The organism is Caballeronia humi (assembly GCF_001544475.1).
Taxonomy (GTDB): domain Bacteria; phylum Pseudomonadota; class Gammaproteobacteria; order Burkholderiales; family Burkholderiaceae; genus Caballeronia; species Caballeronia humi.
On sequence record NZ_FCNW02000005.1, the window covers coordinates 120,114 to 135,457 of the forward strand.

Annotated in this window: 14 protein-coding genes; 12 read left to right on the plus strand and 2 right to left on the minus strand. The window is 65.7% G+C overall.

Annotated features, from left to right (window positions below):
* Nucleotides 1-75: 75 nt before the first annotated feature.
* A complete protein-coding gene (locus AWB65_RS08150; RefSeq protein ID WP_159907558.1) occupies nt 76-1,500 on the minus strand; it encodes a PP2C family protein-serine/threonine phosphatase in 1,425 nt (474 codons plus the stop codon).
* Nucleotides 1,501-1,619: 119 nt separating this feature from the next.
* The gene (locus AWB65_RS08155) at nt 1,620-3,227 is read right to left on the minus strand and encodes an FHA domain-containing protein (protein ID WP_125474087.1); all 1,608 of its coding nucleotides are present in this window, start codon (nt 3,225-3,227) and stop codon (nt 1,620-1,622) included.
* Between the two features lie 559 nt (nt 3,228-3,786).
* Here AWB65_RS08155 and AWB65_RS08160 point away from each other — a divergent pair.
* From AWB65_RS08160 to AWB65_RS08215, 12 genes are read left to right on the plus strand one after another with little or no spacing between them, the layout of a single operon-like run.
* Nucleotides 3,787-4,401, plus strand: coding sequence for a Pvc16 family protein (locus AWB65_RS08160; RefSeq protein ID WP_087666675.1), 615 nt, complete (start codon nt 3,787-3,789; stop codon nt 4,399-4,401).
* 43 nt (nt 4,402-4,444) lie between these two features.
* Nucleotides 4,445-6,427, plus strand: a complete 1,983-nt coding sequence (locus tag AWB65_RS08165; RefSeq protein ID WP_087666676.1) for a phage tail sheath C-terminal domain-containing protein — start codon at nt 4,445-4,447, stop codon at nt 6,425-6,427.
* A 34-nt stretch (nt 6,428-6,461) separates the two neighbouring features.
* On the plus strand, nt 6,462-7,832 hold the full coding sequence (locus tag AWB65_RS08170; RefSeq protein WP_087666677.1) for a phage tail sheath family protein: 1,371 nt from the start codon (nt 6,462-6,464) through the stop codon (nt 7,830-7,832).
* Nucleotides 7,833-7,842: 10 nt separating this feature from the next.
* Entirely contained in the window at nt 7,843-8,289 is a 447-nt protein-coding gene (locus tag AWB65_RS08175; RefSeq protein ID WP_087666678.1) for a phage tail protein, read from the plus strand.
* Nucleotides 8,286-8,654, plus strand: a complete 369-nt coding sequence (locus tag AWB65_RS08180; protein WP_087666679.1) for a hypothetical protein — start codon at nt 8,286-8,288, stop codon at nt 8,652-8,654. The genes AWB65_RS08175 and AWB65_RS08180 overlap by 4 nt, the downstream gene beginning before the upstream one ends.
* The gene (locus AWB65_RS37730) at nt 8,597-8,824 is read left to right on the plus strand and encodes a DUF6760 family protein (RefSeq protein ID WP_087666680.1); all 228 of its coding nucleotides are present in this window, start codon (nt 8,597-8,599) and stop codon (nt 8,822-8,824) included. The genes AWB65_RS08180 and AWB65_RS37730 overlap by 58 nt, the downstream gene beginning before the upstream one ends.
* A 6-nt stretch (nt 8,825-8,830) precedes the next feature.
* On the plus strand, nt 8,831-9,289 hold the full coding sequence (locus tag AWB65_RS08190; protein WP_087666681.1) for a phage tail protein: 459 nt from the start codon (nt 8,831-8,833) through the stop codon (nt 9,287-9,289).
* Nucleotides 9,286-12,435: a hypothetical protein gene (locus tag AWB65_RS08195; RefSeq protein WP_087666682.1), complete on the plus strand. Its 3,150-nt coding sequence runs from the start codon at nt 9,286-9,288 to the stop codon at nt 12,433-12,435. The genes AWB65_RS08190 and AWB65_RS08195 overlap by 4 nt, the downstream gene beginning before the upstream one ends.
* Nucleotides 12,426-13,142 (plus strand): CIS tube protein, encoded by a 717-nt coding sequence (locus AWB65_RS08200; RefSeq protein WP_087666683.1) that lies wholly within the window; start codon nt 12,426-12,428, stop codon nt 13,140-13,142. Before AWB65_RS08195 ends, AWB65_RS08200 begins: the two co-directional genes overlap by 10 nt.
* The gene (locus AWB65_RS08205; RefSeq protein WP_087666684.1) at nt 13,139-14,209 is read left to right on the plus strand and encodes a phage late control D family protein; all 1,071 of its coding nucleotides are present in this window, start codon (nt 13,139-13,141) and stop codon (nt 14,207-14,209) included. The genes AWB65_RS08200 and AWB65_RS08205 overlap by 4 nt, the downstream gene beginning before the upstream one ends.
* Complete coding sequence (locus AWB65_RS08210; protein ID WP_087666685.1) at nt 14,206-14,853, plus strand: phage baseplate assembly protein V; 648 nt, start codon at nt 14,206-14,208, stop codon at nt 14,851-14,853. The genes AWB65_RS08205 and AWB65_RS08210 overlap by 4 nt, the downstream gene beginning before the upstream one ends.
* Before the next feature lie 54 nt (nt 14,854-14,907).
* The gene (locus AWB65_RS08215; RefSeq protein WP_087666686.1) at nt 14,908-15,318 is read left to right on the plus strand and encodes a gp25 family contractile injection system sheath assembly initiator; all 411 of its coding nucleotides are present in this window, start codon (nt 14,908-14,910) and stop codon (nt 15,316-15,318) included.
* The last annotated feature ends 26 nt before the right edge of the window (nt 15,319-15,344 follow it).

Consider the following 15,344-nt stretch of genomic DNA (forward strand, 5'->3'; position numbering starts at 1 on the left):
TGGACTGGCTGATCGGTCATGAATGGACTCCGTTCGTGAAATCATTCGAATGCGGTGCTGCGAATGCGGCGGATCTCATGGCGGACCTTCGGGTGAATCCTTCGGCGCTGCGCTCGCCGCCGGCGCCGCTGCGGTCGCGCCGGGCGGCGGCGCGGCGGCCGTGGCCGATTTCGTCTCCGCTGCCGATTCCGCTCCCGCCGACGCTGCCGGCACTTTGGCGCTCGCCGTGCGCGCCGGCGGCTGGGTTTTCTTCGCACTGTCGGCGCGAGGCGTTGCATGCGCGTGCGATGCTGAGGGCGCGCTTGCGTGGCTCTCGGCGTTGAGCCGCTTCTCCATCTGGTCGATGCGTCCGCGCAACTCGTCGAGTTTGCGATTGAGCTCGTTCTCGGCGGCGCGCTGGTTCGTGGCGTCCTGCTGGATGCGCATCTCGAGCGCCTTAAAACGCGCGTCGGGTGAAGCGGGCAGCGCGGCCGTATGGCTCGCACCGTTCGCGGACACGACGGCCGCACTCGTGCCCGATCGCGTCGTCATGCTCGTGCTCGCGCCAGGCGCCGAAGCGCCCGGCAATGCTGTCGCGGCTGAAGCCGATGTCGATGCGGGAGGTATCGGAGGGGCAACCACGGCTGCCGGCGTCAATGCCGTTTGTGCGGGCACAGCGTCACTGGCATGGCGCGCCCCGTCACCGGCGCCGACGAGCGTCGCATGCATGCCCGACCACCCCGGTCCCAGCGCCAGAGCCGCGAGCGCCGCCAGTGCCCCGCCGATGGCGCCGGGCACGGCCCAGCGTCGCCACGGTGCTTGTCTTGCGCCATAGTGCAGCACCTGCACGGTCACGTTGTCCTCGCCGCCGCGTTCGAGCGCGAGCCGCACGAGTTCGTCCGCCGTCTGCTGGGCTGCGTGACCGCTGCGCATCACCGCCGCAATGTCGTCGTCTTCGACGTAGCCGCACAAGCCGTCCGAACACAGCATGCAAGCCTCGCCGGGATGCACGCGCACCCAGCCGCTCACCTCGACCTCGACCCGCGCCGCCTGTCCCATCGCCCGCTCGAGCACGCTCGCGTCCGGATGATTCGCCGCCTGCGCTTCCGACAGCACTTTCGCATCGACCATCCGCTGCACGAGGCTGTGATCCTTGGTGAGTCGTTGCAGCGTGCCGCGCCGGTCGAGCAGATAGGCGCGGCTGTCACCGACGTGCGCGAGCATGACCTGGTTGCCGGCCGCGAGGAGCGCGACGGCGGTGGCGCCCATGCGCGCCGTCGCGGGATTGCTGCTCTGACCGCGCACGAACACGGCGTCGTTGGCTGCCTGGAACGCGCTTTCGAGCGTCGCGGCCGCGCTGTCCAGCGACGCTAGATCCGCCAGCTTCTGCTGCAGCGTCTCCACCGTCAACTGGGCGGCGAGCGCGCCGCCGGCATGACCGCCCATGCCGTCGGAGACGACGAAGATGTCGCCGGCTCGCGCGCGGACCCAGCTCATCCGGTCCTGATTCTCAGTGCGCACAAAGCCAGTCTCCGAACGTTGTCCAACCGACCATGTAGCCATAGGAGATGTCGCCATGCCTTAAGCCGCCGTGCTGTTCGCCTGTGCCGTTCAGTTCGCGTTCGTCGTATCGGGCGAGCTCACGGGACCCGGCGTTCGTAGTGGTTCTCGCGCCGGCCGGGATCGTCGCGCGGCGCCTGATAGTCGGCGCTGCGCACTTCGTAGGTCGTGCGGGCGAAGCGCAGCACGTCGCCCGGTGCGAGGCTGACGGGTGCTTCGCCGAGACGCACGTCGTTGCGCCAGGTGCCGTTGCTCGACTGAAGGTCGGTGAGGTAGAGCGTGCCGCCTTCGAAGCGGATGGCCGCATGCCGGCGCGAGACGTAGCCATCGTCCGGCACGACGAGGTCGTTGTCGTCTTCCGCGCCGATACGCACCGACGTCTTCTCGATCGGATACGGCTTGCCCGGGTGGCGTCCCGTTGTGTTGACGAGAAAGGCGGCTGGCCGTCCGGGCGCGGGCGGTGTGAACACCGCGCCGACCCGCGTGCTTTGACGTTCGCGCACGGGCGGTGGCGGACGCACCGGAGGTACCGGAGTGGGTCCAGGCTCGGGCCTGGAGCGCAACGCGAAGAAGATCGCGATCAACCCCGCGAGCAGAGCGAGCACCCCGGCGAGCAGTCCCTTCATGTTGATGGTGATGTTGAACAACGTGAACGACATGTTGAGCCACGAACGCGATGCGGGCGCCGGCGCCTCTGCGGACGCCGGCGCCGGTGCCGGCGCCGGCGTCGTCTCCGCGGGTGGAGTCACGTCCGGCTTCGCGGAGACGGGTGCAGCGACGGCCGAGTTGATCCGGATCAGCGTGACCGGCCGGCCTTGCGGCGCGTAGGCGAGCGCCGCCGAACTCGCCGTCGCGTTTCCGGCGTCGGAACGGTATCCGAACCTCACGTCGTAGGCGGACGGCTGAGTGGTGCCGAGTTCGTCGCGAATCGCGTCGGCCAGTTTTGGCGCGCTTTCGACGAGTTCGAATTTTCCGCCGGTCGCGCTCGAAAGCGACGCGAGCGACCCAGACCATTTTGGTGCAAGCGGACCGAACGCGATTGCATCGAGCGGCGCCTGACGCTGATGCGCGATTTCGACGAGTGTCTCGCGCGGCATCCTGCTGCCTTCATCCTTGCCGTCCGAGATGACGATCAGGCGCTTTGGCCCGTGCGCCGGATCGTTGGCGAGCCGCGCACCGGCGCTCGCGATTGCGTCGAACAGTTTGGTCTGGCCGTCGCGTCCGGACTCGCCCTGAATGCCATCGATCACCCGCAGCGACTCGTTCACGTCGGAGGTGAACGGCGAGAGCGGCGTGATGGTCGAGCCGAACGCCATGATGCCGATGCGCAGATCGGGCCGCGGCGTTGCGAGCACGTCCTTCATCGCGTTCTTGATTTCGCGCACGGCACCCTGCATGGAGCCGCTGCGGTCGATGCAGATGATGACTGTCGTCGCCAGGTCGGGGCCGAGGTTCGACGCGGGCGTCACCGTGCTCGCCGGCACGCGCGTATCGACGCCGTCGCTCTGCAAAACGAGCTGAAAAGCGGAGGGAGGAGGCGCATCGTCCGGAGAGCGCACCGTGACGATGATCTCCCCGCGCGCGGGTTGCGCGACGGTGACCGCTTGCAGATCGGCGGCGTGCACGTGGACGCTCGCGGCGAGCACGGCTGTCAGTACCCACGCTGCACGAATTACAGATAGGCTCACGTTGCCTCCTGCTGACTGACCCTGCGAGACACGCGTGGCGCGAGTGGCGTCACGCAAGACACGCTCATTGGACCGGACGCGCTTTTCAACACGCCAGCTGATCCTCAGTTATGCCGATGCTGAATATTCGCTGCGTGATCGCTCGCCCGGCTGGCCGCGTTTGCGCCCAGCTTTGCGAATGCACGCATTACGTCAGAATCATTTATAAATCCCGGTTGCCAACAGCGTTAGTGGTTTCGTCGCTTCGCCGTATTTTTTAGGAATGCATTTTCAATGCCCCATTGCTTGGACGTATTAAAGTCGAAAAATTGAATCAGCCAAAGACAACTAGCTGGCGCATTCAGCCACCTTTGATAGCGATCCTTGACATTGATTGAGGCGTCGCCTATCCCTCTAATCGTTCGGTAGCGAAGCGGGATTGAATGACTCGCCTTGCCGGACAGAAAAGCGCTCAGCACTCCAACCTCGCGGCATCTGCCGCTCCCGCATCGCCCCGGTCGTCCGACCGGCGTCTGAGCGGGCGCGGCAGTGACCAGACTCTGGCAGGACAGGAAAAGTCATGATCGACGACCTCGACGAGACGCTCGCAGCTTTGTTGCGGCGCGAGCTTGCGCCAGGCTTGTCCGAGCAGATCCAGGTCAGCTTCGAAGCGCCCGACGACCAGTTCCCGCCGCAGTCCGTCATGACACCCGCTGTCGACCTGTTTCTTTACGACGTTCGGGAAAATCTCGAATTGCGCAATAACGATGTCTATTTCGAACGCCGTAACGATGGCGTTTCTGAGCGCATGCCCGTGCCCGTTCGTATCGACGCGTCCTATCTGATCACGGCATGGCCGCGCGAGGGGCTCGCGAGTCCGGCGGAGGACGAGCATCGCCTGCTCGGGGAAGTGATGCGCGCGTTGCTGAGGCACCGCACGCTGCCGCGGGAGCTGCTGCGCGGACGGCTCGCCGAGAGCGACATGCCGCTGCCGGTGAGCGCGCTGCAGCCGGGGCGTCTGCAAAGTCTCGGCGAATTCTGGCAGGCAATGGGCGGCAAGCCCAAGGCGGCGATCAACTACACGGTCACGCTGTCGGTTGATGTAGGTATTCCGAAAGAAGTGAGGCTCGTCACGGAAAGAGTGTTCCGCTACGACGCCTGGATGAGCAGCGCCATCGTGCGCGCTCGCGTCTGAAGTTAATCCTGTTGGCGGGTATCGACTGTAAGGGGACGTTTCTATGTCAAGCGCTACTTATCTTGCCCCTGGCGTCTACGTGGAAGAAGTGCCTTCCGCGCAGCAACCGATCGCGGGCGTGGGAACCAACGTGGTCGGCCTCATCGGCATCGTACCGCCGACGATCTATCTTCCGGTGCCCAATCCGGACTACGATCCCGTCGCGGCGCGAGCGGCGCTTGAACTGGAAGCCCTCACCGCGAGGCGGGCTGAACTCGATCCGGGCAAGCCGGAACACGCAGGCGAGATAGCGACACTCGACGCGGAGCGTGAGCGGCGCATCGCGAGCTTGCGCGGCACGGAGCAGGAGCTCAAGACCAAGCTCGGACTCGCGCAGACCAAGCTTGTGTCCGCCAAGGCGGATCTGGACAAGGCCACGACCGAGCGCGACGATGCCCAGAAGGCGCTGCAGCCGCTCGATGCCGAATTCGAGGCTGCCTCCGCCGAAGACAAGGCGGCCAAGCAGGCGGCGCTCGACACGGCACGCACGACGCTGGCGAACAAGGAAACCGCGCTGCGCAGGGTCACGTCGAAGCACGCCGCAGCGGACACCGACATCGCGCGGCTGCAGCGTGAACTGGCCGAGACGAGCGCGCTGCTGCCGGCCGAGCCCGGGACCGCCGAGACGCCGAAGCCGGGCGAGCCCGTTCCGCCGGCACCTCAGAACGGCGAGAAGGAGGACGGAGGCGAGAAGAAAGGCGCTGGCGGCGACAACGATCCGCTTGCGAAGGAGCTGGCTTACTTCGACAGCGAGTCGAAGCCGGATGACCGCGCGCTCTCACCGTCGATCCTGCGGCCGTACATCCTGCAGGCGTTCACGTTGAAAGCGGATGCATGCGACACCAAGCTCTGTACCAACTTCACCGAGTACACGGACCGCTTCGGCACGTTCTCCGCCTATCGCGACGACCCCGTGCGCCCGGCCGCCGATCCGGCCAATCCCGATGCGCCGGACAACCCCGACAAGTGGATCTTTCAGCCGTGCCATCCGGGCCATCATGCGCTGACGCATGCGGTCAACGGCTTCTTCAAGAACGGCGGCACCAAGGCATTCGTCGCGCGTATCGAGCGGCTCGACCAGCTCGAACGCGTGCTGAAGAACTTCAGGTCGATCGACGAGATCGCGATCATCGCGGCGCCCGGTCTGCCGAGAACGCCGGACACCTGGGAAGCGCTGATGACGCATGCCGAGAACCGCGAGAACTGCTACGCGATCCTCGACACGCCCGAAGAAGTAGCGGACGCGCAGGGCGACCTCGATATCGGCCAGCTCCAATATTCCGGCACGAATTCGATCCTGCCGCGCGTGTGCAAGAACGCGGCGCTCTATTTCCCGCACATCGAAGTGAGCGATCCCGCGAAAGAGTTGCAGGACGCCGATCCGGGGCGCAGGGTTGCGGCGAAGTATCGCGGACGCACGTACGTGCCCCCGAGCGGACACATGGCAGGCATCTACGCGCTCACCGACACGCAACGCGGCGTGCACAAGGCGCCGGCGAACGTGGCCGTGCGCGGCGCGCTCGAAGTCAAGTACTACATCAGCAAGCCGCTGCAGGAGTTGCTCAATCCGCAAGGTGTCAATGCGATCCGCATCATGAGCAACACGGTGACCGTGTGGGGCGCGCGCGGGATGGGCGGCGACAAGCTCGCCGAGTGGAAATACATCAGCGTGCGGCGGCTCTTCCTGTTCCTGCAGAAGTCGATCGAGGAGGGCACGCAGTGGATCGTGTTCGAACCGAACGACGAAGCACTGTGGGGCAAGATCAAGCTCAACATCACGGCGTTCCTGACCAACGTATGGAGAACCGGCGCGCTGTTCGGCACGACCCCGGAGCAGGCGTTCTACGTGAAGTGCGACGCGGAACTCAACCCGCCCGCCGTGCGCGATGTCGGCCAGGTGGTGACCGAGATCGGCGTGGCGATCGTGCGGCCGGCGGAATTCGTAATCTTCCGCATCACGCAGTCCACCGGCATGACCAACGCGTGAACTACGCCATGAGCGATCGAGCGTGCGACACGCCATGAAAGCCGACCCGACATCCGGCGCCGCCTGGGGCCGTCACGAGGCGTATCGCACGCCTGGCCTGTATCTCGACTGGGACCCGAAAGGGCTTGCGGGACGCAGGCGGCTGGCCTCTGGCGTGCCGGTGTTCGCCGGCTTCGTCAAGGCGGGATCGTTCGGGCCGGGCGAGCGGCATGCGCGCCAGTTCGATCGCTGGGAGCGTTTCGACGCCGCGTATCGCGACGCAGCGCCCGGCGACCTGCTGTCCTGCGCCGTGCGCGGCTTCTTCGAGAACGGCGGCGAACGATGCATCGTGCAGCCCGTGCAGACCAGTCTCGATGCCTGGTCGGACATACACGACCGTGCAGAAGCGCGCGAACTCGCCGATCGGCTCATCTCGCCGTTCTCGGAGTCGGGCGTGCTGCGCGACCTCGAATATGTGGATCTCGTCTGCGTGCCCGATGCGATGACTCCGCAACTGCTCGCCTTTCCCGAGTATGTGTTCGATGTGCAGAGGGAGATCGTCGAATACTGCGCGCGGATGCGCGACCGCTTCGCAATTCTCGACACGATGCCGTCCTTGGCTATGCCCAAGGACGACGCGCAGGATGATGCGAATCGCGCGCCGTCCGGCACGATGACGATGTCCACCGTCCGCAGGCATAGCGCGCCGGGCAACGCGAATCGCGCGATGCTCGACGCAATCACGCAATGGCAGTCGCTGCCCGCCGAACACGGCGCGCTCTATTTTCCCTGGGTGCGCGTGCGCTCGCCGCGGCCGAACGCCGACGCGCGCGAGACGGTGCTGGTGCCGCCTTGCGGTCATGTCGCTGGCGTGTATGCGAGAAGCGATCGCCGCGTCGGCGTTCACAAGGCGCCGGCGAACGAACTGCTCGAAGGCGTGCTCGACGTCGATGTGCAGGTGAACGATCGCGATCAGGCCGATCTCAACGACGCGGGCGTCAACTGCCTGCGCGAATGGCCGGGGCGCGGACTGCGCGTCTGGGGCGCGCGCACGCTGAGCGACCGCGCCACCTCGCGTTACGTGAACGTGACGCGGCTCGTGCTCGCGGTCACGCGCGAGCTGGAGCGCAACCTGCGCGATCTCGTCTTCGAGCCCCACAATTCGGCGCTCTGGGGCGCCGTCGAGGATCGCGTGCGCGGCTATCTTCGCGAGCTGCATTCAAGTGGCGCACTGAAGGGCCGCGATCCATCGGAGGCGTACTTCGTCAAGTGCAATGCCGAGACCAATTCAGTTGAAGGGCGCGACGCCGGCACGCTGGTCGCGCAGATAGGCCTGGCGGCAACCGCGCCGGCCGAATTCGTCATCGTTCGAATCACGCAAAGTGCAGATGGCGTGACCTTGGGCGGACCCGCGACGCAGGCGTAAGGAGAGACACATGGCAACCGGAGATCGCAGAGACCCTTTCCGAGGCTTCAAGTTCAGGGTGCAGCTGGACGGCATCCAGCGAGCAGGCTTTCGCGAAGCGTCGGGGCTCGACGCCGCCACCGATCCGATCGACTATCGGGAAGGCGACGACAAGACCCTGACGATACACAAGCTGGCAGGCCTCAAGAAGTTCTCGAACATCACGTTGAAGCGCGGCATCACCGACGATCTCGATCTCTGGAAGTGGCGCAAGCAGGTCATGGACGGCAAGATCAAGGATGCCCGCAAGAACGGCTCGATCGTCCTGATGGACGACGAAGGCAAGGACGTGGCGCAGTGGGATTTCGTCGCTGCGTGGCCGACCAAATGGACGGGTCCGACCTTCAACGCGACGGCGAACGAAGTCGCGATCGATACGCTCGAGATCGTGCATGAAGGCCTGGATCGCACGAAATGAAGATCCAGACGGAGTTCCCCTTCACGTTGCCGCGCGGCTACGTCGACGGCGAGGGCAACCTGCATCGCGAAGGCGTGATGCGTCTCGCGACTGCGAACGACGAGATCGCGCCGATGAAGGATCCGCGCGTGCAGGTGAATCCTGGCTATCTGGCGGTGATCCTGCTTTCGCGCGTGGTGACGCGTCTCGGCGATCTGCCGCAGGTCAATCCGCGCGTGATCGAGGAACTGTTCGCCGCCGACTTCGCGCATCTGGAGGACCTGTACCGGCGCATCAACACGCAGGGACACAGCCGCCTCCATGTGGTGTGCCCCGGCTGCGACAAGAAGTTCGAGGTGGAGGTGGAGGCTTCGGGGGAGCAATAGGCTACCGCCCGGAGCAGATCTTCGAGGAGGTAGCCTATCTCGCCTATCACTTCCATTGGCCTTATACGCAGCTGATGACGCTCGATCACCTCGAGCGCCGCCGCTGGGTCGAAGAGACAGCGAAGATCGTGGACCGGATCAACGACGCACAGACCAACAGCCTGGAGTAGACCGACATGTCTCTCGACGTCCATGGCGCGGATAGCCTCTATCTCGGATTCCTCTATTCGGTCACGCTCAAGAACGCGCCCGATCCGGTGGCCGGTTTCAACGAGGTGTCCGGGCTCACCATCGAAACGGAAGTGGAGACCTTGCGCGAAGGCGGCGTGAACGGATACGAACAGCAGATTCCCGGCCCCGCGAAATACTCGTCGCGGCTCGTGCTCAAGCGTGGCATCGGCGACCTCGCACATTTGTGGGAGTGGTATGCGGGCGTTCTGCAGGCGCGGATCGAGCGCCGCGACGTGACCATCACGATGCTCGACAGCCAGGGCAAGCCCGGCATCAAGTGGGTATTCAAGGAGGCGTGCCCGGTTAAATGGACGGGGCCGGAACTGCGCGCGAATACGTCGGCGGTGGCGTTCGAGTCCGTCGAGCTGGTTCATCACGGCGTGGACCTGGGAGTCGGGCGGTGAACGAATCGGACAACGGCCACGGGGTTCCTCTCGGCGACGCGATCTGGCAACGCCACGCGGGTACGCCCGTCATCTCGAGTGCGCGCGAAGGCGCGCGCGGCGAGCATGGCAGAGGGCTCGGTGCGTCCGTCTTCGACAGGCATACGGCTTTCGCCGAGTCGATGTTCCGACGCCGCGGCGAGCACGGCGCGCGCGGGGGGCACGTCAGCGGGCCGTTCGTGATCGCGAGGAGGAGTTTCGACACGCATGACGGGAGCGGACAGGTTCTGCCGAACGAGGTTGGCCCGGATGGCCCGGACGACACGGCCGGACCCGCTCGCGCGGCAATGGCAGGCGATCAGCACGCAATGGGCGCCCAGGCGACCGAGACGGCCAGCGTCGTGAAAGCGGGCGCGGGTCAGGCTTTGAGTTCGAAGCGGGGCGTGGCGGCTTCGGCGTTGCGCGTGGCGAGAGCGGTCGACAACGGGTCACCGAACCGAATCGATCGGTTCGCGACGCAGGGCGAAAGCGCGGTTCAGGTCGAATCGACGCAGCCTCTCGCGCGTTCCGATGCCCCTTGGGCGAGCGGTCCTTCGGTTTCGCCGGCTGATGCGCCGATGCCCGCGCCGATATCCGCTCGCGCGGATTCGCCGGGCGCGGGTTTTTCAGGTGACGACGGTGCGGCTCACGTCGTCGCGGCGCCTCATGTGCCGGTGCTTACGCAGACGGCGCCCGGTCGGCGTTTGCGTGAAACGACTGCGGCGCCGCCGGCGCTCGCTCCGCTCGCGCGCGCGATGCAAGCCGTGCATCGGCAACGCGATGCGATGTCACAGCCGACATCGTGGGCCGGGGCGACGAGAGGCCTCGCAACGCCCACCGCCGCGACGCTGCCCGTCACCTTGGCCGGACCGGTTGTCGCGCGGCCGGTCCCTGAGTTTCGGCTGAACGCGCCGATGGGAGCCCCCGTTGCGGCTTCGCCGGTGCAATCAGGCCCGTCACGCATCGCGCGATCGGGTCTGCAGACAGGCGGCCCGGCGAATACGGCGCCGATGCCGCTCGCCCGCACGGCGCCAGCGATCAGGGAAACAACGGCGGCAAGCAGGGTGCCAGCAACCGTGGCGACGACACTAGAAAGCGCAGCGCCAGCATCAAACACGGCGAGAGCGACGGCGGCGGCGGGCACGGCAACCATAGCGTCAGCGATACGGCCGGAGCAGTCGCCCGTGCCCGCAATGCCGCTCGACGCGTTAGTTAGTCATGCTCCGTCGGCCAGCGACGAATCGCGGAATGCGCAGGAACCCGTGGCCGTGCGGGGCACGGAATCGAGCATTCCGGTTGCCCGAGCACAAACGGAACGCTCGACGCGCGCGACGAATGGCCTCGATGAACGGTTGCGTGTCGCGTTGAGTCAGGTGCGGATCAACCGGTCTGCCGACTCTACCGTTCCCGCGCGCGCGCTCGCAGCGGCGGCGCCATCGGACGATCGGCCGCATGCGGGTGAATCGGCGAAGGGTTCGGGACAGACCCATGCGGGTAACGTCGGCGGGCTCATTGCGGGCACTTCTCCAGCCGCGTCCAAGCCGGCGCGCGCGAACGATCCGCCGGCTCGGACCGTGGCGCGTGCGTCCTTCGATGCACCGGTCGTAGCGCGGGCTGGCGAAGCGCAGTTGCAACCGATGCAACTGATGCAACCGATGGCCCGGCCGAGCGTCACATCGACTACCGATGCGGCGAGTCCGCAGCTTGCGGGCGCGGTAAGTACGGCGAAGATCGATCCAGTCGCAAGCGCAACAGGCGAGATCGCCCGGAACGCGTATGCGCCGCGCGAATTCGCGTCGCGAGTCAGGACAGTCGAAAATGCAGCTTCGCCTTCGCCCGGACCGCTCGTCGCGCGGCGCCCGCTTTTGGTTGCGATGCGATCGGTCGCGTCCGGTGCTGTGGTTCCGGCGCCGCAGGGCGCGCCGCTCGCCGATCAGCCGATGCGGTTCGAACAGCGCCCGTTGCTCGCGGGGCGCGGTACGCACGCGAGCGCATCGACCTCAGCGGAGTCTTTGATCGTGAGCCGGGCGGTATCGACAACCGCGACCCTCGACTCACCCGGCTTGCCCGTTTCCACGCAAACGCAAACGCAAGCGGATAGGAACGCCACATCAGAGCCACCCGCTCCGATCCCGCAGCGCGATTCGGGCAGCGTGACGAACAGGATCGAGCGAGTGGGTGAGGCACAGCCGGACGCATCGGGGCCACACATGCCCGGACTGCGGCACGTGGCGAGTGACACGACGGTCGCGCGGAAGATCGCGCACGACGTCTTTCCATCGACGACATTCGGTGGTGGCGCGGCGCCGGAACCCGCGCGCACCGTCAGCGTGTTGCCCGCGGTGACGCACCGGCTCAGCGGCGCCGAGCGCGTGATCGCGCCTTCCCGCGATACGCCAGCCGATACGAACACGAGCACCCAAGCGAGCGAAACCAGCACCGCGCTCCCGGCTGTGCGCCGCTTCACGACGAGTCGATCGACGGCTTCGGGCGAACTCGCGTATCACGCTTTAACTCATTCGCGGATGCCGGACCTACCGGCAGCAGCACACGGTGCTCAGAAAGTGCCGTCCCACGTCGTCGCGAATCGGGCAGTTTCGCCAGGGGCGGCGGCACCGGGCGACGCACTCCCCGCGCTCGCCACGAACGCGGCCCCGATCACGCCTGCGGACCAGAGCCACGCTCCAAACGCACAGCAGGCAACGCAGGCATCGCTGCGCCGCAGTGTCCAAAGCGACGCGCAAGCCGTGCCTGCGCAGCGCCTGTCGCGCGCGCGTGTCGTTCTGCCGCTGCAGCGCGCCGTTCAACCCGGCAATGCGCACTCAACCCGCCGGGCAAACTCGTTCGCTCCGACTGCGTTCGTCTCGCACGACTCGCTCGCCGAGTCCTACGGCGTCGTGCCGGTCGCCTTGCAGGCCGAGCCGCACGCCGCCGCTTCAGCGCCGGCAGCCCCGGCCGGGCAAGCAAGCGCAAACCCGGCCGCGCACGCGAATCCGGAGTCGTCGCAAAAGAAAGATGCCGGTGCGGGCGCACCCGGCGCCGAGGAACTCGCCGAACAGGCGTGGCAGATCATCATGGACAGGCTCGCCATCGAACGCGAGCGTCGTGGGGGGGCAACATGGCCCTAGACAAGCTGACGATCCTGGTCGAAGCGGATGCGGGCAAGCTTCAATTCAACCGGCGCGACAAGAGTCACCTGATCGAAGCAATGTTCAATCCGAAAAGCCTCGGGATCACCCGTTCGGTGCAATGGGAGAGCGCGAAGGCGGCCAAGCGTGACAGTCCGGAACTGCAATACACGACGGCCAATCCCGCCACGCTGACGCTCGATCTCTTCTTCGATACCTACGACCGTCCGCAAGCCGACAAACCGAGCGTGTACGTCCACATGAAGAAGCTCGTCGACCTCACGCTCGTGAAAGGCGACAAGCATCGGCCGCCGGTTTGCCAGCTTTTCTGGGGCGCCCAGGAAATGATCTTCCAGGGCGTGCTGCAGAACCTCGACCAGAACTACACGATGTTCCTCGAGAACGGTGTGCCGGTCCGGGCCACGGCCAAATGCACCTTCATGCAATGGCGCGCGAACGCGAGCGATCTGAAAAAGCAGAACCTGATGTCGGCCGACGTTGCAAAAAGCTGGACGGTCCGGCGCGGTCAGACGCTCGCCAGCATCGCGGCCGAGGAGTATCTCGATCCGGCGAACTGGCGTGACATCGCGGCCGCGAACGGCATCGACGATCCGCTCGCACTCGCTCCCGGCACGACGCTGTTGCTGCCGGCGCTGCCCGTCGGAAGGCTTTCGCCCGGCAGCCGCCGTAATAGGGAGGAGCCGTGAACGCGCGCAGTGAGTTCGATACCCTCGCGCCCGAGTTCTCGCTGCGCATCAACGGTTCACCGTTGCCCAACGATGCCGCGGCGGACCTCATCGATGTCGTCGTCCTCGAGGATGTCGATGCGATGAGCATGTTCACCTTCTCGCTCACCTGCTACGACTCGGCGGAGATGAAAGTGAAATGGGTCGATGACGCGATCTTTCGCGAAGGCAATCCGGTCGAGATCGAGATCGGCTATCGCGACAACAAGCGCACGATCTTCAGCGGAGAAATCACCGGCCTGGAACCGACCTTTCTGGAAGGCAATCCGCCCACGCTGACCGTGCGCGGCTACGATCGCCGTCACCGGCTCGCACGCGAGCGCAAGACGCGCTCCTACACCAACGTGAAGGACAGCGACATTGCGAGCCAGCTCGCCGCGTCGGCCGGACTGAAGCCGCAAGCCGACGATACCAGGGTCACACTGCCATACCTGCTGCAGCACAACCAGACGGACCTGGAGTTCCTGCTCGCGCGCGCAAGGCGGATTGACTATGAAGTCGTGGTCGATGACCGCATGCTGATCTTCCGGCCGCGCAAGATAGACGGCGATGCGGTGCTCACGCTGCGCCGTGAAATCGAACTGCTGGATTTCCGCCCGCGCATGACGACGATGGGCCAGGTCGAGGAGCTGCTCGTGAAGGGCTGGAATCCAAAGGACAAGAAGGAGATCGTCGGCCGCGCGAGCGCGTCGGACGTGACGAGCCTGATGGCGGGCAAGGCGTCGGGCGCGTCGAGCGTGAGCCATCTGTTCGGCAAGTCGGGCAGCGCGAGCGTGGTGTCCGCCGTGCAGAGCCAGGACGACGCCGACGCGGTGGCCAAACAGCGCTTCGGCGAAATGGCGCTCGGCTACATTCGCGGCGACGGCCAGTGCATCGGCGATCCAAAGCTGCGCGCCGGCATCGTCGTGAAGATCGAAGGGATCGGCGAGCGCTTCAGCGGGCACTATTACGTCACCTCGACCGAGCAGCGCTTCTCCCCGAAAAAAGGCTACCGCACCCGCTTCGCTGCGAGGAGGAACGCGACATGATGCACGACGAACTCCTGCGCACCCTGCTCGCGCGCACCGACGCGGACGGCCGCTACTTCGGCGTGGTGGTCGGGATCGTGACCAACAATCACGACCCCGACAATATGCACCGGGTCAAGGTGCGCTTTCCGTGGCTCAATCTGGATGACGAAAGCAACTGGGCGCGGGTCGCGAGCGCAATGGCCGGCAACGGACGCGGCGCCTATTTCCTGCCGGAAGTGGACGACGAAGTGCTCGTCGCGTTCGAGCACGGCAGCGTCGAGCATCCCTATGTGATCGGCTCGCTCTGGAACGGCAAGGACGCGGCGCCGGAATCGAACGCCGATGGCAACAACGACAACCGCGCGTTCCGGTCGCGCAGCGGGCATGTAATCCGCATGTCCGACAAATCGGGCGGCGAGAAGATCGAAATCATCGACAAGACGGGCAACAACCGCGTCGTCATCAGCGCGTCGGACAACTCGATCTCGATCGAGGCGCAGGGCGACATCGCGATCCGCTCGCAAACCGGCAAGGTGACGATCGAAGCGATCGGGGTGGAGATCAACTCGAAGGCCGACGTCAAGGTGACGGCGAATACGACCATCGACGCGACGGCGACCGCACCGATGAATCTCAAGGGCGCGATGATCAACCTGAATTAGCGCGTTCGGCGGCCGCCACGCACGGATCGCGCGTCACGAACAAGGGAGCAGACGATGCCTGCAGAAGTGCTCGGAGTCGGCTGGGACTTTCCGGTCAAGCTCGCCGCCGACGCGAACGGCGACTCGCGCATCGCGATCGCGCGCTATGAAGAGTGCGTGAAGCATTCGATTCTGATTATCCTCTCGACGGCCAAGGGCGAGCGCGTGATGCGTCTCGACTTTGGCTGCGGACTGCACGATCTCGTTTTCGCGGTGAACGGCAGCGCGACGCAGGGCATGGCGGCGTTTCACGTGCGCGATGCGCTGGAGCAATGGGAACCGCGCATCGACGTGCTGAACGTGGCGGCATACGCCGGGGGCGATTCCGACGAGCAGTTGTTGCTGGAGATCGACTATCGCGTGCGTCTCACGGACAGCCGGTTCAACCTCGTCTATCCGTTCTATCTCGACAGGCCGCTCGCGTGACACCGCAAAACGCTCCCCTCGTCCGG

Coding starts and splice junctions, on each gene's coding strand:
- AWB65_RS08160 (WP_087666675.1), top strand. CDS start 3,787: ATGATCGACGACCTCGACGAGACGCTCGCAGCTTTGTTGCGGCGCGAG.
- AWB65_RS08165 (WP_087666676.1), top strand. CDS start 4,445: ATGTCAAGCGCTACTTATCTTGCCCCTGGCGTCTACGTGGAAGAAGTG.
- AWB65_RS08170 (WP_087666677.1), top strand. CDS start 6,462: ATGAAAGCCGACCCGACATCCGGCGCCGCCTGGGGCCGTCACGAGGCG.
- AWB65_RS08175 (WP_087666678.1), top strand. CDS start 7,843: ATGGCAACCGGAGATCGCAGAGACCCTTTCCGAGGCTTCAAGTTCAGG.
- AWB65_RS08180 (WP_087666679.1), top strand. CDS start 8,286: ATGAAGATCCAGACGGAGTTCCCCTTCACGTTGCCGCGCGGCTACGTC.
- AWB65_RS08190 (WP_087666681.1), top strand. CDS start 8,831: ATGTCTCTCGACGTCCATGGCGCGGATAGCCTCTATCTCGGATTCCTC.
- AWB65_RS08200 (WP_087666683.1), top strand. CDS start 12,426: ATGGCCCTAGACAAGCTGACGATCCTGGTCGAAGCGGATGCGGGCAAG.
- AWB65_RS08210 (WP_087666685.1), top strand. CDS start 14,206: ATGATGCACGACGAACTCCTGCGCACCCTGCTCGCGCGCACCGACGCG.
- AWB65_RS08215 (WP_087666686.1), top strand. CDS start 14,908: ATGCCTGCAGAAGTGCTCGGAGTCGGCTGGGACTTTCCGGTCAAGCTC.